The 21386-nt window shown below is 71.5% G+C and carries 22 protein-coding genes; 9 read left to right on the top strand and 13 right to left on the bottom strand.

Going from position 1 to position 21386, the window contains the following annotated elements:
* Together ACBI99_RS25095 and ACBI99_RS25090 are read left to right on the top strand one after the other, a co-directional pair.
* Complete coding sequence (locus ACBI99_RS25095; protein WP_364171509.1) at positions 1–795, top strand: ABC transporter permease; 795 nt, start codon at positions 1–3, stop codon at positions 793–795.
* Entirely contained in the window at positions 792–2456 is a 1665-nt protein-coding gene (locus ACBI99_RS25090) for an ABC transporter ATP-binding protein (protein WP_219508517.1), read from the top strand. The genes ACBI99_RS25095 and ACBI99_RS25090 overlap by 4 nt, the downstream gene beginning before the upstream one ends.
* Here ACBI99_RS25090 and ACBI99_RS25085 read toward each other — a convergent pair.
* Both ACBI99_RS25085 and ACBI99_RS25080 read right to left on the bottom strand, forming a co-directional pair.
* Complete coding sequence (locus ACBI99_RS25085; protein WP_357583332.1) at positions 2393–4165, bottom strand: NAD(P)/FAD-dependent oxidoreductase; 1773 nt, start codon at positions 4163–4165, stop codon at positions 2393–2395. The two genes, ACBI99_RS25090 and ACBI99_RS25085, sit on opposite strands and share 64 nt — an antisense overlap.
* 60 nt (positions 4166–4225) lie before the next feature.
* A complete protein-coding gene (locus ACBI99_RS25080; protein ID WP_219508519.1) occupies positions 4226–4672 on the bottom strand; it encodes an Lrp/AsnC family transcriptional regulator in 447 nt (148 codons plus the stop codon).
* Between the two features lie 107 nt (positions 4673–4779).
* Between ACBI99_RS25080 and ACBI99_RS25075 the strand changes: the two genes are divergently transcribed.
* The gene (locus ACBI99_RS25075; RefSeq protein ID WP_375073622.1) at positions 4780–8244 is read left to right on the top strand and encodes an indolepyruvate ferredoxin oxidoreductase family protein; all 3465 of its coding nucleotides are present in this window, start codon (positions 4780–4782) and stop codon (positions 8242–8244) included.
* A complete protein-coding gene (locus ACBI99_RS25070; protein WP_357583335.1) occupies positions 8241–9374 on the top strand; it encodes an acyl-CoA dehydrogenase family protein in 1134 nt (377 codons plus the stop codon). Before ACBI99_RS25075 ends, ACBI99_RS25070 begins: the two co-directional genes overlap by 4 nt.
* A 252-nt stretch (positions 9375–9626) precedes the next feature.
* On the opposite strand, the gene ACBI99_RS25065 is transcribed toward ACBI99_RS25070, so the two are convergent.
* The 3 genes from ACBI99_RS25065 to ACBI99_RS25055 form a co-directional block, all read right to left on the bottom strand.
* Positions 9627–10055, bottom strand: a complete 429-nt coding sequence (locus ACBI99_RS25065) for a hypothetical protein (RefSeq protein ID WP_375073621.1) — start codon at positions 10053–10055, stop codon at positions 9627–9629.
* Positions 10056–10559: 504 nt separating this feature from the next.
* Positions 10560–11210 carry a DUF6461 domain-containing protein gene (locus ACBI99_RS25060; RefSeq protein ID WP_375073620.1) on the bottom strand — a complete coding sequence of 217 codons (651 nt, stop codon included), beginning with the start codon at positions 11208–11210 and terminating at the stop codon, positions 10560–10562.
* Positions 11211–11238: 28 nt separating this feature from the next.
* On the bottom strand, positions 11239–11658 hold the full coding sequence (locus ACBI99_RS25055) for a hypothetical protein (protein WP_375073619.1): 420 nt from the start codon (positions 11656–11658) through the stop codon (positions 11239–11241).
* Positions 11659–11805: 147 nt separating this feature from the next.
* Here ACBI99_RS25055 and ACBI99_RS25050 point away from each other — a divergent pair, with 147 nt between their 5' ends.
* Both ACBI99_RS25050 and ACBI99_RS25045 read left to right on the top strand, forming a co-directional pair.
* On the top strand, positions 11806–12144 hold the full coding sequence (locus ACBI99_RS25050) for a hypothetical protein (RefSeq protein ID WP_375073618.1): 339 nt from the start codon (positions 11806–11808) through the stop codon (positions 12142–12144).
* Positions 12145–12374: 230 nt separating this feature from the next.
* Positions 12375–13031 (top strand): hypothetical protein, encoded by a 657-nt coding sequence (locus ACBI99_RS25045; protein ID WP_375073617.1) that lies wholly within the window; start codon positions 12375–12377, stop codon positions 13029–13031.
* Here ACBI99_RS25045 and ACBI99_RS25040 read toward each other — a convergent pair.
* From ACBI99_RS25040 to ACBI99_RS25030, 3 genes are read right to left on the bottom strand one after another with little or no spacing between them, the layout of a single operon-like run.
* Positions 12967–13488 (bottom strand): SRPBCC domain-containing protein, encoded by a 522-nt coding sequence (locus ACBI99_RS25040; protein ID WP_375073616.1) that lies wholly within the window; start codon positions 13486–13488, stop codon positions 12967–12969. The genes ACBI99_RS25045 and ACBI99_RS25040 overlap by 65 nt on opposite strands.
* Positions 13489–13490: 2 nt before the next feature.
* A complete protein-coding gene (locus ACBI99_RS25035; RefSeq protein ID WP_308125917.1) occupies positions 13491–13805 on the bottom strand; it encodes a metalloregulator ArsR/SmtB family transcription factor in 315 nt (104 codons plus the stop codon).
* A gap of 37 nt (positions 13806–13842) precedes the next feature.
* Positions 13843–14232 carry a helix-turn-helix domain-containing protein gene (locus ACBI99_RS25030; protein WP_308125918.1) on the bottom strand — a complete coding sequence of 130 codons (390 nt, stop codon included), beginning with the start codon at positions 14230–14232 and terminating at the stop codon, positions 13843–13845.
* Between the two features lie 74 nt (positions 14233–14306).
* Here ACBI99_RS25030 and ACBI99_RS25025 point away from each other — a divergent pair, with 74 nt between their 5' ends.
* Positions 14307–15191 carry an NmrA family NAD(P)-binding protein gene (locus ACBI99_RS25025; protein ID WP_375073615.1) on the top strand — a complete coding sequence of 295 codons (885 nt, stop codon included), beginning with the start codon at positions 14307–14309 and terminating at the stop codon, positions 15189–15191.
* A 6-nt stretch (positions 15192–15197) separates the two neighbouring features.
* Here ACBI99_RS25025 and ACBI99_RS25020 read toward each other — a convergent pair whose 3' ends face one another.
* Entirely contained in the window at positions 15198–15914 is a 717-nt protein-coding gene (locus ACBI99_RS25020; RefSeq protein ID WP_375073614.1) for a thermonuclease family protein, read from the bottom strand.
* 69 nt (positions 15915–15983) lie between these two features.
* A complete protein-coding gene (locus tag ACBI99_RS25015; protein WP_375073649.1) occupies positions 15984–17177 on the bottom strand; it encodes an acyl-CoA dehydrogenase family protein in 1194 nt (397 codons plus the stop codon).
* Positions 17178–17208: 31 nt separating this feature from the next.
* Here ACBI99_RS25015 and ACBI99_RS25010 point away from each other — a divergent pair, with 31 nt between their 5' ends.
* The gene (locus ACBI99_RS25010) at positions 17209–18327 is read left to right on the top strand and encodes a CaiB/BaiF CoA-transferase family protein (RefSeq protein WP_219508530.1); all 1119 of its coding nucleotides are present in this window, start codon (positions 17209–17211) and stop codon (positions 18325–18327) included.
* Positions 18324–18971, top strand: coding sequence for a GntR family transcriptional regulator (locus ACBI99_RS25005; RefSeq protein ID WP_219508531.1), 648 nt, complete (start codon positions 18324–18326; stop codon positions 18969–18971). Before ACBI99_RS25010 ends, ACBI99_RS25005 begins: the two co-directional genes overlap by 4 nt.
* A gap of 8 nt (positions 18972–18979) precedes the next feature.
* Here ACBI99_RS25005 and ACBI99_RS25000 read toward each other — a convergent pair whose 3' ends face one another.
* The 3 genes from ACBI99_RS25000 to ACBI99_RS24990 form a co-directional block, all read right to left on the bottom strand.
* On the bottom strand, positions 18980–19282 hold the full coding sequence (locus ACBI99_RS25000) for a 4a-hydroxytetrahydrobiopterin dehydratase (protein ID WP_375073613.1): 303 nt from the start codon (positions 19280–19282) through the stop codon (positions 18980–18982).
* 67 nt (positions 19283–19349) lie between these two features.
* On the bottom strand, positions 19350–19982 hold the full coding sequence (locus tag ACBI99_RS24995) for a GPP34 family phosphoprotein (protein WP_357583348.1): 633 nt from the start codon (positions 19980–19982) through the stop codon (positions 19350–19352).
* Positions 19979–21343: an APC family permease gene (locus ACBI99_RS24990; protein WP_219508534.1), complete on the bottom strand. Its 1365-nt coding sequence runs from the start codon at positions 21341–21343 to the stop codon at positions 19979–19981. Before ACBI99_RS24990 ends, ACBI99_RS24995 begins: the two co-directional genes overlap by 4 nt.
* Between the last annotated feature and the right edge of the window lie 43 nt (positions 21344–21386).

Below are 21386 nucleotides of genomic sequence, written 5' to 3'. Positions count from 1 at the left end.
ATGCGGGTCCTCGCGCCGCTGGCGTTCCTCGTGCTGCTCGCGGCCGCCGTGGCCGCGCCCGGCCTGTTCACCGCCGTGGACCCGCTCGCCGCCGACCCGGCCGCCGCGCTGGCCCCGCCCGGCGGCGCCCACTGGCTCGGCAGCGACCACCTCGGCCGCGACGTGCTGGCCAGGGTGGTGTACGGGGCCCGTCACTCGATCAGCATCGGCGTGGCGGCCACCGGCCTGGCGGTCACCGCCGGGGTGCTGCTCGGCCTGGCCGCCGGGCTCTCGCCCCGCTGGCTGGACGAGGCCCTGGCCCGCTCCTTCGACACGCTCTCGACGCTGCCGGAGCTGCTGCTGGCCCTGCTCGTGGTGGCGATCGCCGGACCGGGCACCGGCAGCGTGATCTTCGCGATCGCCGTGGCCCAGGTGCCCACGTACGCCCGGGTCGTCCGCGCCCAGACGTTCGTGGTGCGCCGGTCCGGCTACGTCGAGCAGGCCGTCACGTTCGGCCGCTCCCGGGCGGCCATCGTGGCCGGCCACGTGCTGCCGAACGTGCTCGGCGCGATCCCGGTGCTGGCCACCATCGGGCTCGGCACGGCGGTCATCGCCACCTCCGGGCTCAGCTTCCTCGGCATGGGGCCGCAGCCGCCCGCCGCCGAATGGGGCTCGATGCTCTCCGAGGCCCGCAACTACCTGCGGGTGGCCTGGTGGCAGGCGCTCTTCCCGGGCGCGGCCATCACGCTGACCGTGATCTGCCTGACCGTCACCGGCCGGCGCATGCAACGCCGCTTCGAAGGGAGGACGCCATGACCGTGAGCGCCGCGCCGCCGCTGCTCAGGACGCTGGTGGCGGTGGAGGACCTGCGGGTGCGCTTCGGCCGGGCCGAGGTGGTGCGCGGGGTCTCGCTGGCGGTGCGGGCGGGGGAGTGCGTGGCGGTGGTGGGCGAGTCCGGCTCGGGCAAGAGCGTGACGGCGCGGTCGCTGCTCGGCCTGGCCGGACCCGGCTCCACCGTCACGGCCGGCTCGTTCCGGATCGGCGGCCGGGACGCGCTCCGGTTCGGGCAGGCCGACTGGCGGCGGCTGCGCGGCAGGTTCGCCGGGCTGGTGCTGCAGGACGCGCTCGTCTCGCTCGACCCGCTGCGCACGGTGGCCGCCGAGATCGCCGAGGTGCTGGCCGTGCACGACGTGGTGCCGCGCGCCCGCCGCCGGGATCGGGTGCTGGAGCTGCTCGCCTCGGCCGGGGTGCCCGATCCGGAGGCCCGCGCCGGGCAGCGCCCGCACGAGCTGTCGGGCGGGCTGCGCCAGCGGGTGCTGATCGCCTCCGCCATCGCCGCCGACCCCGAGCTGATCATCGCCGACGAGCCCACCACCGCGCTCGACGTCACCGTGCAGGCCCAGATCCTGCGCCTGCTCGCCGAGCGCAAGGCCGCGGGCACCGCGCTGCTGCTGATCAGCCACGACCTGGCCGTCGTCGCCTCGATCGCCGACCGCATCCTCGTGATGAAGGACGGCCGGGTCGTCGAGGAGGGCCCGGCGGACGAGGTGCTGTCGGACCCCCGGCACCCCTACACGCGCACGCTGCTGGCCGCCGTCCCGTCCGCCGCCTCGCGCGGCACCCGCCTGTCGGCTCCCGGCACGCCGGTGCCGCCCAGGCCGGTCACGGACGTCCAGGTCCTCGCCGGCACCGGCCTGACCAGGGCGTACGGGACCCGTAAGGCCGTGGACGGCGTGTCGTTCAGCCTGCGCGAGGGCGAGACCCTGGGGGTGGTCGGCGAGTCGGGGTCCGGCAAGACCACGCTCGCCCGGCTGGCCCTCGGCCTGCTCGAACCGGACGACGGCCGGGTCACGCTGCTCGGGCGGCCGTGGAGCGGCATGCCGGAACGGGCCAGGAGGCCGCTGCGGTCACGCGTCCAGCTCGTCTCCCAGGACCCGCTCGGCTCGTTCGACCCGCGCCACACCGTGGGCCGGCTCGTCGCCGAACCGCTCGGCCTGCCCCGCCGCGAACGCCGGGACCGGGTGCTCGACCTGCTGGAACGCGTCGGCCTGCCGCCGGAGCTGGCCGCCCGCCACCCGAGGGAGCTGTCCGGCGGCCAGCGCCAGCGCGTCGCCATCGCCCGCGCCCTAGGCCCCCGCCCCGACGTGCTGATCTGCGACGAGCCGGTGTCGGCGCTCGACGTGTCGGTCCAGGCCCAGGTGCTCGACCTGCTCGCCGACCTTCAGGCCGAGTACGGCACCGCCATGCTGTTCATCTCGCACGACCTGGGCGTCGTTCACCATGTCAGCCACCGCGTCCTGGTCATGAAGGACGGCCGGGCGGTCGAGGAGGGCGAGGCCGGGCAGGTGCTCACCCGGCCCGCGCACCCGTACACGCGGGCGCTGGTGGCGGCGGTGCCGAAACTCGGCTCGGCTCAGCGGAACGCCAGCCCGTCGAAGTCGCCGGAGGAGCGCCACTCGTCGATGAACCGGAAGTAGGCCACGGCTCCCTGCGGATGGCCGACCATGAGCCGGCCGGCGCGGCCCGGGTCCACGCCCTCGTTGTTGTAGTAGCCGGGCGTGCAGTCGGGCGAGCCCAGCAGGGAGCCGGCCCCGGACAGCAGCAGCTCCACCCAGGCGTCCTCGGCCTCGGCCGTGGCCTCGACCTGGGTGTGGCCGTGGTCGAGGGCGTGCTTGACGATCGTGGCGATCGTGCGGCCGGCCTCGGTGAGGTTGTGCGGGATGTTGGAGATCAGGTTCGCGCCCTGGGTGGGCTGGACGATGAAGGCGTTGGGGAAGCCGTGCACGTGGATGCCGTGCAGGGTGCGCATGCCGTCGGCCCAGTGCTCCGACAGCCGGACGCCGTCGCGCCCGGTCAGGTCGTAGCCGGCGCGGCGGGAGAACTCGGTGCCGACCTCGAACCCGGAGGCGTAGATGACGCAGTCGACCTCGTACTCCCTGCCGTTGGCGACCACCCCGGTCTCGGTGATGCGCTCGACGCCCTTGCCGTCGGTGTCGACCAGGTGGGTGCCCGGCTCGTTGTAGGCCTGCAGGTACTCGTCGTGGAAGCACGGCCGTTTGCAGAGCTGGCGGTACCAGGCCTTCAGCCGGTCGGCGGTCTCCGGGTCGGCCACGATCGCGTCGACGCGGGCCCTGATCTCGGCCATCTTCTCGAAGTCGGAGTCCTCGAACGCCTCCAGCATTCGCTCCAGCGTGCGCTCCCCCGCGGGCAGCTCGGCGATCCTGGCGCGGACGCGGCGGGCGATGTCGGTCCAGCCGTCCATCACCAGGTCCTCCTCCGCCAGGGCGCCGGTCTGGTTGGCGGTGAAGTTCTCCAGCCAGCGCTGCTGCCAGCCGGGCGTGGCGATCGAGGCGAACCATTCGGGGTCCGTCGGCCGGTTGCCGCGCACGTCGACGGACGACGGCGTCCGCTGGAACACGTACAGCTCGCCGCACGCCCTGGCCAGGTGCGGCACGCACTGCACGGCGGTCGCGCCGGTGCCGATGATCGCCACCCGCTTGCCGGCCAGCCGGTCCATCGGCGTGCCGAGCGCGTCGCCGCCGGTGTAGGCGTAGTCCCAGCGGCTGGTGTGGAACGAGTGCCCGCGGAACGACTCGATGCCGGGGATGCCGGGCAGCTTCGGCACGTGCAGCGGCCCGACGCCCATCGCCACGAACTGGGCGGTGAACGCGTCGCCCCGGTTCGTCGAGACGATCCACCGCGTCCCGTCCCAGGTCAGGTCGGTGACCTCGGTGTGGAACAGCGCGTTGTCGTACAGCCCGTACTGCTTGCCGATGCGCCGGCAGTGCTCCAGGATCTCCGGCGCGTGCGCGTACTTCTCGGTGGGGACGTGGCCGGTCTCCTCCAGCAGCGGCATGTAGACGTAGGAGGCGGTGTCGCACTGCGCGCCGGGGTAGCGGTTCCAGTACCAGGTGCCGCCGAAGTCGCCGCCCTTCTCGACGATGCGGACGTCGTCGACGCCGGCCTCCTTCAGCCGCGCCCCGGTGACGAGCCCGGCGAACCCGCCGCCGATGAACGCGACCGTCACGTGGTCGCGCCGCGGCTCGCGCGCGGTCATCGGGGTGTACGGGTCGTCCAGGTAGTGGCTGAGCTGACCGGTGAGCCGTAGGTACTGGTCGTTGCCGTCGGGCCGGAGGCGTTTGTCGCGCTCCTCCAGATACCTACGGCGAATGGCCTCTTTGTCCATGAACGCTCCTTCGGCGGCGATTCCAGAATGGCATTCGGAAATCGCCTGGACAAGGGTCGCTCAGGCCAGCGCGTCGCGCGTCCACGAGCCGAGCACCAGGAGCGTCTTGGTGCCCGTCACGTCCCCCGCCCGGCGCAACCGGTCGATGACCTGCTGCAGATGGCCGAGGTCGCGCACCCGGACGTGGATCAGCGCGTCGGGGTCGCCCGCGATCGTGAACACCGCCTGCACCTCCGGCACGTCCGTCGCCGTGCGGACGATCTCGCTGACCGGCGTCGTCCCCGGATACCGCAGCTCGGTGAACGCCTCGATGCCCCAGCCCAGCTTGGAGTAGTCGATCTGCACGCTGAACCCGGTGATCACGCCGAGCTCCCGCAGCCGGTCCACCCGCCGCTTCACCGCGGCCACCGACAGGCCGATCCGCTCGGCCATCTCCGAGAACGTCCGCCGGCCGTCCTCCCGCAGCAGCCGCAGCACCTGGTGATCGATCTCGTCCACGACTGACATGCGCCAACCTCCTCCTGTGCGCAAAGAACATATGCATCCAGCGGCTTCCACTCCAACTATTTGCGTCTTCGGGCGGGTTTCTCCCCTGATACTTGCGCTCACCAGGGATGCGTTGCTGTGCTTGGGGTCCCCCACCGCACGACCGCCTGGAGGAACGCGTGAGTGTGTCCCTCGACGACAGATACGCCGCCGAGAGCGGCCGGGTGCTGATCTCCGGCATCCAGGCCCTGGTCCGCCTCACCCTGGAGCAGCGCCGCCTCGACACCGGACGCGGCCTCGACACCCGCGTCTTCGTCTCCGGCTACCAGGGCTCCCCGCTCGCCGGGGTCGACCTGGAGATGGCCCGCGCCCGGCGCTTCCTCGACGAGGCGGGCGTGGTGTTCCAGCCGGGCCTCAACGAGGAGCTGGCCGCCACCGCCGTCGCCGGCACCCAGCTCCTGCGCGAGCTCCCCGGCCGCCGCCACGCCGGGGTCACCGGCTTCTGGTACGGCAAGAACCCCGGCCTGGACCGGGCCGCCGACGCCATCCGGCACGGGAACGTGGCCGGCACCGCCGCGCTCGGCGGAGCCGTGGCCTGGATCGGCGACGACCCGGGCAGCAAGTCCTCCACCGTGCCCAGCTCGTGCGAGCCGATGTGCCAGAGCCTCGCCATGCCGCTGCTCGCCCCCGGCACCGTCGCCGAGATCATCGAGTTCGGCCTGCACGCCGTCGCGCTGTCGCGGGCCACCGGCCTGTGGACCGGCCTGAAGATCCTCGCCGACGTGGCCGACGCCTCCGCCACCGTGGACCTCGACAGCCTGCGCGCCGGCATCCCCGCCCCCGCACGCGCCGACGCCGGGCCGCCGCCGATCCTCGTCGGCCCCGCCTCGCTCGACGCCGAGCACGACATGCTCACCCGGCGGCTCGACCTGGCCCGCGCCTACGCCAAGGCGACCGGGCTGAACCGGGTCACCGCCTCCTCCTCGCGCGCCACGCTCGGCATCGTCGCCTCCGGCACCTCCTACCAGGTGGTGCTGCGCGCGCTGGCCGACCTCGGCGTGGGCGAGCAGGACCTCGAAGCGCTCGGCGTCCGGCTCGTCCGGCTCGGGATGCCGTACCCGCTGGAGGCCGCCGAGCTCGTCGCCATGACCGCCGACCTGGAGCGGGTGCTCGTGGTCGAGGACAAGGTGCCGTTCATCGAGGGCCAGCTCAAGCAGGCGCTGTACGGCGGCGAACGCACCCCCGTCGTCGTCGGGCGCACCGACGAGACGGGCCGCGAGCTGCTCACCGCGCGCGGCACCCTCGGCGCGGAGGCCGTCGCCTCGGCCGTCGCCGCGTGCCTCGGCCCCGACCGGCTGCCGCGGGCCACCGCGGCCCCCGCCGCCGCTCCTCCCAAGCGCCGGCCGCTGCTGCCCGTCGTCGCGGCGCGGACGCCGTACTTCTGCTCGGGCTGCCCGCACAACACCTCCACCCGCGCCTCCGACGACACGCTGGTCGGCGTCGGCATCGGCTGCCACGCGATGATCGCGCTGGACGGCAGCGGGCGCGGCCACCAGGTCGGCATCACCCAGATGGGCGGCGAGGGCGCCCAGTGGATCGGCCTGGCCCCCTTCACCGAGGACCGCCACTTCGTCCAGAACCTCGGCGACGGCACCTTCCACCACTCCGGCTCCCTCGCCATCAGGGCCGCCGTCGCCGCCGGGGTGACGATCACGTACAAACTCCTCTACAACGACGCCGTCGCCATGACCGGCGGCCAGCGCGCCGAGGGCCGCCTGGACGTGCCCGCGCTGACGCGGGCGCTCGCCGTCGAAGGGGTACGGCGCGTCGTCGTCACCACCCCCGAGCCCGAGACGTACAGGAACATCACGCTCGACCCGATCGCCACCGTCAGGCACCGCGACGACCTCCCCGACGTGGAACGGGAGCTCGCCGCGCTCGACGGGGTGACCGTGCTGATCCACGACGACCGGTGCGCGGCCGAGGAACGGCGGCTGCGCAAGCGCGGCAAACTGCCCGTCGCCGTCGAGAAGGTCGTCGTCAACGAGCGGGTCTGCGAAGGATGCGGCGACTGCGGGGAGGTGTCCACCTGCCTGTCGGTTCAGCCGGTGGAGACCGAGTTCGGGCGCAAGACGCGCATCCACCAGCCGTCCTGCAACTCCGACCTGAGCTGCCTCAAGGGCGACTGCCCGTCGTTCCTGCTGGTCAAGCCGGGAACCAAGCGCGCACGCCCGGTGCCGCAGCCACCCGCCTCGCTGCCCGAGCCCGTGATGCGGTTCGCCGGGCGGTCCGTGCTGATCAGGATGCCCGGCATCGGCGGCACCGGCGTCGTCACCGTCTCGCAGATCCTGCAGATGGCCGCCCACCTCGACGGCCTGCACGCCGCCGGGCTGGAGCAGACCGGGCTCGCGCAGAAGGGCGGGCCGGTCGTCAGCGACGTCCGCATCTCGCCGGACCCGATCACCGGCTCCGTCCGCGCCGCGAACGGCACCGCCGACGTGCTGATCGGCTTCGACCTGCTCGGCGCCGCCGCCGACGCCAACCTGGCCGTCGCCACGCCCGACCGCACCATCGCCGTGATCAACACCACCGTCGTGCCCACCGCCGCCATGGTCACCGGCCGCGACCGGCTCGGCTCCGCCGACGGCGCGCTCGCCCGCGTCGAATCCGCCACCCGGCAGGCCGACAACCTGTACGTGGACGCGCACGGCCTGTCCGAATCCCTCTTCGACGACCACATGCCCGCCAACATGGTGCTCATCGGCGCCGCCTACCAGCACGGCTGCATCCCCGTCTCGGCCGACGCCATCGAACAGGCCATCCGGCTCAACAAGGCCGCCGTCGAGCAGAACCTGGCCGCCTTCCGCTGGGGCCGCGCCACGGTCGTCGATCCCCCCACCGCCCCCGACGCCGCCGAACCGAGCCTCGACGAGGTGCTGGCCGTCCGCGTCGCCGACCTGACCGGCTACCAGAACGCCACCTACGCCCGCACGTACGCCGACGAGGTCCGCCGCCTGACCGCCCGCGCCGTCGAACGCGCCGGCGAGGAGGCCGGCGCCCGCATCGGCCTCGCCTACGCCCGCGGCCTGCACAAACTCATGGCCTACAAGGACGAGTACGAGGTCGCCCGCCTCCACCTCGACCCCGCCGAACGGGCCAGACGCGAACAGGAGTACGGCCCCGACGCCGTCGTCTCCGTGCTCCTCCACCCGCCGCTGCTGCGCGCCCTCGGCATGAAGCGCAAGATCCGCCTGACGCGCACCGCCGCCCCCGTCTTCCACGGCCTGCGCGCCGCCCGCCTGCTGCGCGGCACCGCCCTCGACGTCTTCGGCTACGCCCGCGTCCGCCGGGTCGAACGGGAGCTGGTCACCGAATACCGTGATCTCATGCGAGACGCGCTCACCCGGCTCACCCCCGCCACCGCCGACGCCGTCGCCGAACTGGCCGCGTTGCCGGAGGTCATCCGCGGGTACGAGGACATCAAGCTCGCCCGCGTCGCCGAGTTCCGCGAGCGGGCCGCCAAGGCACTCGCCCAGCTGCCCGCCCCGGCCGTCTCGTCCTCGCCGACCGCCTCCACCCGGGAGATGCCGTGACCGTTGACCGCCTGCTGCCGGACCAGGACGCCCGCGACCTCATCGACCTCACCCGCGACATCGCCGACAAGGAGCTCGCCCGCCGCGTCGACGAACACGAGCGCGCCGAGACCTACCCCGAAGGGCTGTTCGCGACCCTCGGCGAGGCCGGGCTGCTCGGCCTGCCCTACCCCGAGGAGTACGGCGGCGGCGGCCAGCCGTACGAGGTCTACCTCCAGGTCATCGAGGAGCTCGCCGCCCGCTGGGCCGCCGTCGCCGTCGCCACCAGCGTCCACACGCTGGCCTGCTTCCCCGTCTTCACCTACGGCACGCCCGAACAGCGCGAACGCTGGCTCCCCGAGATGCTCGCCGGGCGGCTCATCGGCGGCTACAGCCTGTCGGAGCCCCAGGCCGGCTCCGACGCCGGCGCCCTCACCTGCCGCGCCGACCGCGTCGAAGGCGGCTACCGCGTCACCGGCAACAAAGCCTGGATCACCCACGGCGGCATCGCCGACTTCTACGCCCTCTTCGCCCGCACCGGCGACCGGAGCATCTCCTGCTTCCTCGCCCCCGGCGCCGCGGACGGGCTCACGTTCGGCCGCCCCGAGGAGAAAATGGGCCTGCACGCCATCCCCACCACCAGCGCCCACTGGGACGGCGCCTTCCTGGAGGACGACCGCCTCCTCGGCGAGGAAGGACAGGGGCTGCAGATCGCCTTCAGCGCCCTCGACTCCGGCCGCCTCGGCATCGCCGCCTGCGCCACCGGCCTCGCCCAGGCCGCCCTCGACGAGGCCGTCGCCTACGCCAAGGAACGCCAGACCTTCGGCAAGAAGATCATCGACCACCAGGGGCTCGGCTTCCTGCTCGCCGACATGGCCGCCGGGGTCGACTGCGCCCGCGCCGCCTACCTGGACGCCGCCCGCCGCCGCGACGCCGGCCTCCCGTACAGCCGCCAGGCCTCGGTGGCCAAGCTGGTGGCCACCGACACGGCGATGAAGGTGACGACGGACGCTGTGCAGGTCTTCGGCGGGTACGGGTACACGCGTGAGTTCCGGGTCGAGCGATACATGCGCGAGGCCAAGATCATGCAAATCTTCGAGGGCACCAACCAGATCCAGCGCCTGGTGATCAGCCGGCACCTGGCCAAGTAGAGGGCTGACGTGCGAGAACTCCGCAGTCGGTCGTCGATGGCCTTGCGGGCTCGGTCGTGGGAGCCGGGCATCATGTGGGCGTAGACGCGGAGGGCCGGCGTGGCCGAGGTATTCGGCGAGTTCTCGGACTGAGACGCCGCCTGCCAGCATGACGCTGCCGTAGTAGTGGCGGAACTGATGTGGCGCCTGCGTTGTCGAGGGTCCTTGCCAGGCGGTGGGATGAAGGGCAGATTGTGCGTGCTTGGCCGGCCTCTACTTCGCGTGTACGGTCACCGCTGCTCGCGACGCGTGAAAGAGCAAGCGCAGTATGAAGGTGTCCAAGGTGAACATGTCGGTGCCGTCCCAGTCGAACTGCCCGACCTGCCCTGGTGGGACCTCAGGGTTGGCGGCAACACAGTCATGGCCCTCTTGGTCCTCGATCCATTCGACGAGGCGGACGTCTTCGAACCGGAAGACCACGACAGGCGTCTTCGACAGTTCAGGTGGAGTCCACTGCGGGTCGTAGACGAACTCCAGTTCCAGCGTCGGCGGCCTGCCGGGCCTGTAGGTCAGGCGCCTGAAGTCGGTGTCGTGAAGGTAGACATGGGCACCGTCCTCGGTCCAGAACTCGTACGGTCCCCCTCGGGACGTGATGCCATGGTCCTTGTCCTTGGACACGCCGGCGAACTCGGTCACTGACATGAGGAACATAGTCCTACGGAACGGAACGATCGCGCAGGCCCGGCAAAAGTGGTGACAGCGGCATCCCCTCACACGGACTCACTACGACCACCGTCCACCACCCGTGCGTATGGTCGCCGTCACGAGCGCCGGCCGTATGGCCATCGTGCGTTCTCCCCACCACGCGTCCGGCCGTGAGCAGGGCAGCGACACCAGGAGCACGCGACCCGAGCCGTCGACCAATTGCACGGCGAACGTCATCGGGCCCCAGCTGTTCCCCTGGCAGTACGTGGGCTTACGACGGACGCGCCAGCGGAATGGAGAGCCGTCTACGCTGATGAGCCGCGAGCCCTTCTTCGGGATCGCCATGAAGCAATCTCCTGCCCTGTTCCGTCGCTGTTCCGTGGGATGGCCAAGAACAGAGAGAAACGACGAAAGCCGGTCGCAACCGTAACTCCTGCTCAGGCCCTTGGTCGACAGGTTCCCACAGGTGGGTGGACGGAGCGTCGGAGATCACGAAACGCTCTATTGTCGGGAGTAGGGCGCGACCCCACACAGGTAGACCGACTGCTCCAGCAGTTCTGGCGTCACCTTGACCCCGGTCAGGTACTCGGCCATCGCGAAGAACGACTCACTGCTGTGGTCGTCGTCGAATCCGACGTGCCGTCCGATCTCGCTGAATTCCTCTTCCCATGTGTTGTAGGACTCGATGTCGGAGAAGCTTGGCTCCAAGGCCAGGCGCTCCTGGCCGTCTTCCATCCAGAGGAAGTCTTCCTGTCCGTTGACATTGCGGAAATGGGACACCAGCCGGGTGCCCGCTGACAATCGTGCGGCGACGCCGGGCATGACGCCCATGAAGCCGTTGGGTTCGACGATGAACGCCCAGTCGTCGACGAGTGTGACCCCGAAGAAGTGGCTATATCCGGTGCGGGGTCTACCGAGGTCAGAAAACGCTGCCTTGATCAGGCCCTTGAGCCCCACGGGCGGAAAGCGTTCGGCATCGGTCCGGGCCAGGACCTGCTCAGGTGTCAGTCCGCGGACGAGGGTGAAACAGTATGCGTCCCGGAGGTCGGTGTACGCGTCGTACATGAATCGGTTGTAGGTGAACCAGGCATAGTCAGCGGCAGTCGCGATCACGCCCACATGCTGCCAGTCGGTAATGACAGAAACGGTCACCGGTGGCTACCCGCCGTGCCGTGGAGGATCAGAAAGTGAGCTCGCCGGTGCGGAGCAGCACCAATGCTTCTTCGTGCCATTCGGAGCGGTCGCCTGCCGGCGGTAATTCGACGCCCGCGCATCCGGCAGGGGCGGCGAACTGCTGCCGGAGCTGTTCCATGAGCTGTTCCGCCAGCCTGAGCGTTTCCGGCAGGTCGTCCGGGGCGTCGACGCTGAGACCGAGGACGGTCGCTCCGTCACGGGTGAACGTGATGCTCGCCTGGTAATGGTCGCGAGCCTTGAGATAGAGCGTGGAAACGTCGTCCGCGCCGCCTTGGGTGTGAGCCCGGATGTGGGTGTGGAGCCGCTCGTCGTCATCGGTCGCTTTGACGTAGCTCTCGATGAATCGCCCGAGGACCTCGGAGCTGCACTCTGGGAGCCAGACGTAGACGTCGAGACACGGCGGCATGAGCCCAGCGTAGAGGCCGGAAATTGAGGACTTATTGTCCCAATTGCCCAATGCGGTAAGTAATGCTTGCCCCCTGTCGTGATCCACTGCAAGCTGACCAAGGCGTCACTTCCTATCGGAACTCCTCAGGCAGAAGGGGACCACCGCATGAAGTTACGGCACGTGATCATCGCCTCGACCCTCGCTCTCCCGACCGCTCTCACACTCGCCCTGGCCACGGCCCCGGCGCAGGCCGTGACGTGTGTCAAGGGCTGGGGAGCTGACCTGCACTCCGCCTGGATCGACTGTGACAACGGGAACACGACAGGAACCTTCCGGCTGAAGGTGCAGGTCTGCGCCAGCACCGGATGTGCCTGGCGCTACGGCCCGTGGAAGTACTACCAGGGCGGCGGCGCGTCGACCTACTCCGACATGGGCACGTGGGTGAACACGAGCAGCATCACCTACGAGCCCGGCCCGGCCGGCGGCTTCGCGCCCGTCGACTGACCGGCCGTGGTGATCCGACTCGGAGCCGCGTGCGGCGCGCGGGGAAGGGTCACCACGAGGCCGCGGACAGAGACTCCGACGAACCCGGCTACCTGCTCGGCAGTCATGTGGAGCGCGGGTCGGGTCAGTATGATCGCGGCAGACTGTCTCGCATACCCCCCCAGGTAGGACCTTCTGTGCGATACGTGCCGCCTCCTCCGCCTGTCATCGGGCCGCAGGACTGGTCGTTCATGTGTGGGCTGCTGGCTGTCAGGACGGCGGACGAGCTGGCGTCGCGGCCGTTCGTGCCGAGTCCGGCGCGGCTGGAGCCGGGGGAGCGGGCGCTGCTCGTGGCTCCGGCGCAGCGGCACCTATGGAAGCCGCAGAGCCCGGTCGCGTACCGGCGGAGCAACATGTTCGCCTTCGGGTCGCTGTCGTTCGTGATCGCGGCGCATGCGGTCAACGAGGCGGCCAACGCCCTGCGGAAGAGCAAGGCGGTGGCGGAGGCGCAGGGGCAGTGGGTGGTCGACGGGGCGGGGCCGTTGACCGTCACCACGCAGGGCGCTCATTTCACGCATCCCGATATGTGGGCGCATTTCGCGTGGGGGCGGGCCGAGTTCTGCGACATGGACACCGCCGACCTGTTCCAGATTCACATGGTCGACGACGTGACGGGGAACCGGATCGGGTTGCGGTTCCGGACGATCTGGGCGCCGTTGGTGTTCGTGCTCACGGCGTTGTCGTCCCAGCCCGGGCATCCGCGGCTGCATGACCGGTCGTGGGTGCCGCCGCATGTCGCGCACATCCATCCGGAGATCCCCGCGCTGGTGGCCGACGCGGCGCTCAGGCTGGCCACGGGGCAGGGGGCGTTCCTGGAGCGGAATCGGTATCGGGGGCTGCAGGGGTAGATGGGGTCGCCGAGGCGGTGAGGTGGGAGTGCAGGGAGTCGAGCATGGCGTGCCAGCCGGTGCGGTAGTCGGCCGCCGGCTCGCGGCGCACCGGGCGGTGCAGCAGCACGAGGCGGGTGCCGTCGCCGTCGGGGGAGAGCTCCCAGCGCACCCGTGACTCGGGCTCGCCTGGCCAGAGCCAGGTGTGCTCGACGAGCCGGCCGGGCTCGACCGCGAGGACCGCGCCCTCCGCCCGGCCCTCGTCGCCGAAGTCGAAGGTCACCGTGCTGCCGGGCTCCGGCCGGAGGGTCACGCCGGGAAGCCATTCGCCCTGCTGGGCGGGGTCGGTCAGGGCGGACCAGACCCGGGCCGGCGGGTGCGGCAGGCGGCGCTCGAACCGGATCTGCCACTCGCCGTCCGGCCCGAGGCCGAGGGTGCCGCGCCGGTCGTCCGGGGCGGGGGCGGTGTCGTCGTGCATGGTCAGGTGTCCTCCAGCCGGTCGAGGTGGCGTTCGAGGGAGTCGAGGCGGCCGGCCCAGTTGCTCCTGGTGCGCTCGATCCAGGCGCCCGCCTCCTCCAACGGGCCCGGGTCCAGCCGGTAGAGGCGGCGCTGCGCCTCGTTCCGGTACGTGACGAGCCCGGCCTCACGCAGCACCCGCAGGTGCTTGGACACGGCCGGGCGGCTGGTCTCGAACTCCCCGGCCAGCTCGCCGGCCGTACGCTCGCGCTCGGCCACCAGCTCCAGCAGCCTGCGCCGGACCGGGTCGGCCAGCGCCTCGAACACTCCCGTTCTCACCCGCCCTTTGTAGCCTACGGGTTACGTAACCCGCAAGTTACGCAAGCCGGTCCCAGTCGTCACGCGCGGCGGCGATGGCGTCCTTGTGGTCGCGGGACCAGTCGGCCAGCGCCGACACCATGCCCGCCAGGCTCGCGCCCATCTCGGTCAGCCGGTAGTCGGTGCGCGGCGGGATGGTCGGGTAGACGGTCCGCTCGACCAGGCCGTCACGGCACAGCCTCTTGGTGGTCACCGTCAGCATCCGCTGGGAGATGCCGGGGATGGCCCGCTCCAGCTCGCGGAAGCGGCGCGTGCCCTTGGCCAGCTCGACCAGCACCAGCACCGTCCACCGGTCGCCGAGCCGGTCGAGCACGTCGCGGATCCCGCAGTCGTCGTCGCCGCACGGGCCGCTGACCTGCGGGCTTATCGCGGTGTTCGTGGCTGACACGAAAGTGCCTCCTTATGGGCCTGCCGTCCGGTGTGGATGAATCTGCACCACATGTCAACAGCAAGGAGCAGCAGATGATTCTCGTCACCGGTGTCTCCGGCGGTCTCGGCGGCCTGATCCACCGCGGCCTCACCGGCCAGGACGGCATCGAGGTGGTCGGCGGCACCCGCGCGGGTGACGGGGTGAGCGCGCGCCGGATCGACTTCGACGACCCGGCGTCGCTCGCCGACGGGTTCCGCGGCGCGCACGTCCTCGTGTTCGTCTCGGCCGGCTACGCCGAGGACGACGTCGTGCTCGCCCGCCACGGCGCCGTGGCCGATGCGGCCGAGGCCGCGGGCGTCCGGCACGTCGTCTACACCAGCCTGGCGGCCTCCGGCGACCTGATGACGATCGCGCTGCCGCACCGCTGGACCGAGTCACGCCTGGCCGCGGCCCCGTTCGACGTGACGATCCTGCGCAACGGCCTCTACGGCGAGGTCCCCGTCGGACTGGCCGCCACCGCCGCCGCGTCCGCCGGGCAGAGCGGCGTGTTCGCCGCGCCGTTCGGGGCCGGCAAGGTGTCGGTCGTCGCCAAGGAGGACCTGGCCGACGTCGCCGTACGGGTCGCCGCCGACATCCACCGGGACCTCGCCGCGGGCCGCCCCAGCCGCCACGCGGGCAGGACGTACGAGCTGGAAGGCGTCGAGGCGATCGGCGGGCAGGACATCGCGGACGTGCTGGGCGAGGTGCTCGGCCGGCCGGTCGGCTACCGGCCGGTCCCGCTGTCGGCGATGCGGGAGCTGCTCGCCGGGAGCGGCCTGGAGCCCTACCAGGTCACGCACACGCTCTCGCTGTTCTCCAACCTCAACGCCGGCTTCCTCCAGGCCCGCCGCACCGACCTGCCCGCCCTCCTGCCTGCCGCCCCGCGCCCGATCCGCGGCCGCATCACCCGGGCCGTCCAGGAAACGCTCGCCGGCTGAGCCGGTTCAGCGCTCGCAGACCACGCCGTCGCCGTCGCGGTCCTGGTACCAGGCGTACTCGGGGTCCTGGCCCCGGTAGTACGGGCCGTAGCCGGCGCGGTTGGCGTCGCCGCAGGTGCGGAACCGCGGATCGGTGCGGGTGTCCGGCTGCGGCTTGGTCGGGGCCGGAGTCGGGGCCGGAGTCGGGGTGGGCGTGGGCGTGGGGGAGGCGCCGGTCCGGTCGCACGTGCCGGACCAGATGCGCAGCCGCTCCCGCTGGGCCTTCTTCTGCTCGGCGCGCATGACCTTGATGTAGCGGTCGTTGGGCCGGTAGAGGACCGCCCTGCCGTAGCCGTAGCGGACGAGGTTGCGGTTGACGTGTACGCCCTTGGCGTTCCACACGTAGTAGAGCCAGCGGCCGTACCGGTCCTTGGGGTCCTTGTCGGCCACGAGGTAGGCGACCTTGCCGAGGGGCAGCAGCGTGGCCGTCCTCGACGTGGCGGTCTTCGACCAGCACTGGCCGCGTTCGGGGGTGTCGACCTCCAGGAGGCGGACGCGGAGCTTGGTGGCGCCGCGCGTGACGTCGATCGTGCCCCCGTCCACGATCTTCACCACGCGTACGGACACCGCGCCCCCGGGCACCCCCTTGGGCGCGCTCCCGGCGTCCGCCGGCACGGCGACGACCGCCGGGAACACCGCCGAGGCGGCGAGAAGGGCTGCGGCTGATAAGTGGACGCGCATCATGCGTCTCCAGCAGATAGAGGGATCTAACTGCCTATAGACGCCTATGGGACGGAGGCGGTGTACGCGGCTCTAGTGGAAGGCGGGCAGGCCGGTGAGGGCCTTGCCGAGGACGAGGGTGTGGATCTCCGAGGTGCCCTCGTAGGTGAGCACCGATTCCAGGTTGACCGCGTGCCTGATGACCGGGTACTCCAGCGTGATGCCGCTCGCGCCGAGGATCGTGCGGCAGGTGCGGGCGATGTCCAGGGCCTCGCGCACGTTGTTGAGCTTGCCGGCGCTGATCTGTTCGGGGGTGATGGCGCCGGCTTCCTTGAGGCGGCCGAGGTGGAGGGCGAGGAGCAGGCCCTTGCCGAGCTCCAGGGTCATGTCGGCGAGCTTCTCCTGGGTGAGCTGGTAGGAGGCGAGCGGGCGGGCGAACACCTCGCGGGAGCCGGCGTAGTCCAGGGCGGTCTCCAGGCAGTCGAGCGCCGCGCCCATCGCGCCGAACACGATGCCGTACCGGGCCTCGTTGAGGCAGCCGAGCGGGCCGGACAGGCCGCGCGCGCCGGGCAGCATGGCGTCGGCGGGCAGGCGTACGTCGTCGAGGACGAGCTCGCTGGTGACGCTGGCGCGCAGGGACACCTTCCGCTTCAGGTCGTGGGCGGTGAAGCCGGGGGTGCCCGCCGGGACGAGGAAGCCGCGGACGCCGTCGTCGGTCCGCGCCCAGACGACGGCGACGTCGGACACGGAGCCGTTGGTGATCCACATCTTGGCGCCGTTGAGCACCCAGTCGGAGCCGTCGCGCCTGGCGGTGGTGCGCATGCCGCCGGGGTCGGAGCCGAAGTCGGGCTCGGTCAGGCCGAAGCAGCCGATGCGCTCGCCGGCGGCCATCGGGGGCAGCCATTCGCGCTTGTGCTCCTCGCTGCCGTACTTCCAGATGGCGTACATGGCGAGCGAGCCCTGCACCGAGACGAGGCTGCGCAGGCCGGAGTCGGCGGCCTCCAGCTCCAGGCAGGCGAGCCCGTACGAGACGGCGCCCAGCCCGGCGCAGCCGTAGCCGTCGAGGTGCATGCCGAGGACGCCGACCGAGCCGAGGGTGCGGGCCAGTTCGCGGGCGGGCAGCTCGCCGGTGTCGAACCATTCGGCGATGTGCGGGCGGATCTCCTTGTCGCAGACCTGGCGCACGGCTTTGCGGATGTCGCGTTCCTCGTCGGTGAGGAGGCCGTCGATGGCGAACAGCGTCGAGGGATGCACGGCGAAGCCCTTCCTGTATTTTGGATCCAAAATCCAAATATGTCACAGGAAGAGGGGCGTAGCCATGGGCGGGGCGTTGAACGGGCTGCTGATCGCCGACTTCAGCCGGGTCCTGGCCGGGCCGTACGCCACGATGCTGCTCGCCGACCTCGGCGCGGACGTGGTCAAGGTCGAGCGGCCCGGCGGCGGGGACGACACCCGCTCGTGGGGGCCGCCGCACGACGCCGACGGGGTGGCGACCTATTACCTGGCCGTCAACCGCAACAAGCGCTCGATCGCCCTCGATCTGCGCGACCCCGCCGGCCTGGAGGTGGCCACGGCGCTGGCCGCGCGCGCCGACGTACTCGTGGAGAACTTCCGGCCGGGCACGATGGACCGACTCGGCCTCGGCTACGACAGGCTGCGCGGGCTCAACCCGGGGCTGGTCTACTGCTCGGTGACCGGGTTCGGCACCGGCAAGGGCGCCGAGCTGCCGGGCTACGACCTGATCGCGCAGGCCGTGGGCGGGCTGATGAGCGTCACCGGCGAGCCTGACGGGCCGGGCACGAAGGCGGGCGTCGCGCTGGTCGACGTGATCACCGGGCTGCACGCGGCGCTCGGCGTGCTGGCCGCGCTCCGCCACCGCGACGCCACCGGGCAGGGGCAGCGGGTGACGGTGTCGCTGCTGTCGTCGCTGCTGTCCGCGCTGACCAACCACGCCTCCGCGTACGCCGCCGCCGGGGTGGTGCCGAAGGCCATGGGCAACCGGCATCCGAGCATCGTGCCGTACGAGGTGTTCCGGGCGGCCGACAGGCCGATCGTCATCGCGGCGGGCAACGACCGGCAGTTCCGGGCGCTGTGCGGGGTGCTGGAGCGGCCCGACCTGGCGGCCGACGAGCGGTTCGGCACGAACGCCGGCCGGGTGGCACACCGCGAGGAGCTGGTCGCCGAGCTGAACGCGACGCTGGCCACGCGGGGCGCCGACGACTGGTTCGCCGCGCTGACGCCCGCCGGGGTGCCGTGCGGGCCGATCAACGACCTGGCCGAGGCCTTCGCGCTCGCCGCCGAGCTGGGGCTGGAGCCGCTGGCGGACGGGCAGGTGGCCAACCCGATCGGCCTGGACGTGACGCCGCCCGCCTACCGGCTGGACCCGCCCGAGCTGGGCCGGGACGAGCAGTGGGTCCGTGGGATATTGGGCCAATGACCTCTCGCCGGCCGCCCACGGCTCAGCAGTTCGTCCTGGAGGAGCTCAGGCGGGCCATCACCACCGGCCGCCTGCGGCCGGGCGAGCCGATCCGGCAGGAGGTGCTGGCCGACGAGCTCGACGTGAGCCGCGTCCCGCTGCGCGAGGCGCTCAAGACGCTGCAGGGCGAGGGCCTGGTCGGCCATCGAGCGCACCGGGGCTACTACGTCGAGCAGCTCTCGCTCGACGACCTGCGCGAGGTCTATCTCATCCGCGACCTGCTGGAGGCCGAGGCCGTCCGGCGAGCGGTCGGGCGGCTCACCGACGCCGGGCTGGCGGCGGCCGAGGCGGCGCAGGCCGAGGTCGAGCGGGCCGCCGAGGCCGCCGACGTGCTGGCCATGGCCGAGGCCAACCGGCGCTTCCACATGGCGATCTTCGAGTGCGCGGGGCTGCCGCGCCTGGTGCGGCTGATCAGGACGCTGTGGGACTCGACCGACGCCTACCGCTCGGTCTACTACGCCGAGGAGGCCAACCGGCGGCGGGTCATCGAGGAGCACCGGGCCACGCTCGACCTGCTGCGCCGCCGCGACGCCGAGGGCGCGGTGGCGCTGCTGGCCGGGCACCGGGCCGCCGCGGTCGAGGCGATCGAGTCCGTGCTCGGGTGAGCCGGGCGTCAGCCCCGGTCGCGGGCCGCGCCGTCGACGACCTGGTCGATGTGCGCGGCCAGCTCGACGTCCTTGGCGGTCACCCCGCCCGCGCTGTGGGTCGACAGGCGGAAGCGGATGCCGGAGTCGGTGCGCTCGATCTCCGGATGGTGGTCCAGCGCCTCGGCCTCGTTCGTCACCGCCTGGCGCAGCCAGTCGAAGTTGTCAGGCGTGATCGGGATGTCCCTGGTCAGCGCCGTGCCGTCGCGGCACCAGCCCTCCAGGCCCGCCAGCGCCGTGTCGATCTCCTCGTCCGTCAGGAGCTCGGCCATGGTGTCCCCCCGTGTCGGTTGCCGTACACGTACCACGGGGAGAGCCGTTGACACCTGCGGCCGGGGGTCACCTGTAGACGGCGACGGCGGCTTCCTGCACGAGCGTGTCGACCATGCCGACCAGCTCCTTGACCAGCGGCGAGTGGCCGGTGGCGAGGGCGCGCAGCCGTTCGTTGAGCGACGGCAGGCCGAGGTAGAGCGCGGCCTCGATCTGGAGCACGGCCACCAGGCCGCACAGCGCGGCGCTGCGCGCGTCGGGGCTCTTGCGGCCCTCGGCCGCCGACCGCACCCCGGCGGAGGCCCGTACCAGCAGGGCGATGTCGGCGGGCTCGTGGCGGACGTAGGGCAGCATGCCCAGGCGGCGGCGGGTCACCGGCACCAGCAGGCCCGCGGCGGTCAGCGCGTCGCGGGTGCGGTCGTACACGTTCTCGGCCAGGCTCCTGACCCAGTACGGCGGGTCGTGGCCGATGCGGTCGGCGGCGATCACGTTCAGGAGGTCGTCGGCCACCGCGTCGCCGGTGGCGGCGCGGCCGGTGACGGCGGCCGAGCCCGCGGCGACGCTCACGTGCTCGGCGAGCACCAGGTCGATCAGCACCGCCCCGGCCAGCGCCAGTGACGTCGCCGACCGGTGGGCCAGCGGCTTGCCCGACTTGTCGTGCGCGATCAGGAACAGGTCGTGGTGGAGCGGCTGCCGGGTCACGCCGGCTCCTTGACCGAATCGCGCAGCGTGGGACGGCGCCCCATGGCGTACAGGATCGCCAGCACGACCGCGCCGACGCCGAGCCAGACGAGGCCCACCATCTGGGCGAGGATGTTGGCGTTGATCACCACGAAGACCAGGATCGCCATGCCGATGAGCGGCGCGGCCAGGTGGGCCCAGCGGTTGGCCGACTTCAGGCGGACCGTGTAGTGCACGACGACGGAGACGTGCAGGACGATGAAGGCGACCAGCGCGCCCATGTTGATCAGGCTGGTGAGCAGGTCGACGCCGCCGTCGACGGTCGACATCCACAGCCCGATGCCGACCGACAGCACCGACACGAGCAGGATGGCGTTGGCGGGCACCGAGTTGCGCACCGAGATGCGGGCCAGGAACGCCGGGAGCTGCCGGTCGCGGGCCATCGCGTACAGCAGGCGCGAGACCGCGACCTGGGCGACCAGGGTGTTGGCCACACCCCAGGAGATCGCGGTGGCGGTGGTGGTGAGATGCCGCAGCCATTCGCCCCCCGCGATGGCCGCCGCGTCGTAGAAGGCGGTGTCGGAGTTGAGCGGTTCGGGCGCGAGCAGGGCGGCCACCCACACCTGGGTGATGAACAGCACGCCCGCCAGGACGAGCGCCAGCCGCATCGCCCGGCCCACCTGCTCCGAACCGCCGGTCGACTCCTCGACCAGCATGCTGATGCCGTCGAAGCCGAGGAACGACAGCACGGCCACCGACACGGCGGCGAACACGATCGGCCAGGAGAAGGTCTCGGGGTTGAACAGCGGGGTCAGGCTGAACCCGCGGCCCGCCCCGTTGAGCAGCGCCCAGAGCCCGGCCAGCAGGAACAGGGCCAGCACGGCCAGCTCGGCGACGATCATCACCTTGGTGAGCTTGATCGTCATGCGGATGCCGCGCAGGTTGATCACCGTGTTGACCGTCACGAAGATGATCAGCCAGGCCCACACGGGCACCGCCGGGATGCTGGCGTTCATGGCGATGGACGCGATCAGGTAGAGCAGGCTCGGCGCGAGCAGGTAGTCGAGCAGGATCGCCCAGCCCGTCATGAACCCGACAGGCGCCGCGATGCCGCGCCCGGCGTAGTTGTAGACCGATCCAGAAAGCGGGAACGCCTTGACCATCTGGGCGTACGAGTTCGCGGTGAACAGCAACGCGATGATGCCGACGAGGTATACCAATACCGGCATACCACCTGAACGCTCGTAGACCAGACCGAAGATTGCGAATGGCGCGATGGGCACCATGAAGATCAGGCCATAGAACACCAGATCGGTCAGGCCGACCCCACGGCGTAACTCCTGGCGGTAGCCGAACCGGCCGATGCTCTCCTGTGAGTCCACGACGGCGCTCCAAAAACGGCGGGGGGTTGATTGGGAGATCCTT

The sequence above is a fragment of the Nonomuraea sp. ATR24 genome (assembly GCF_041950485.1).
Taxonomy (GTDB): Bacteria; Actinomycetota; Actinomycetes; order Streptosporangiales; family Streptosporangiaceae; genus Nonomuraea; species Nonomuraea ceibae.
The sequence above is the reverse complement of the archived record's forward strand: the minus strand, read 5'-3'. Positions and strand labels throughout refer to the sequence as shown.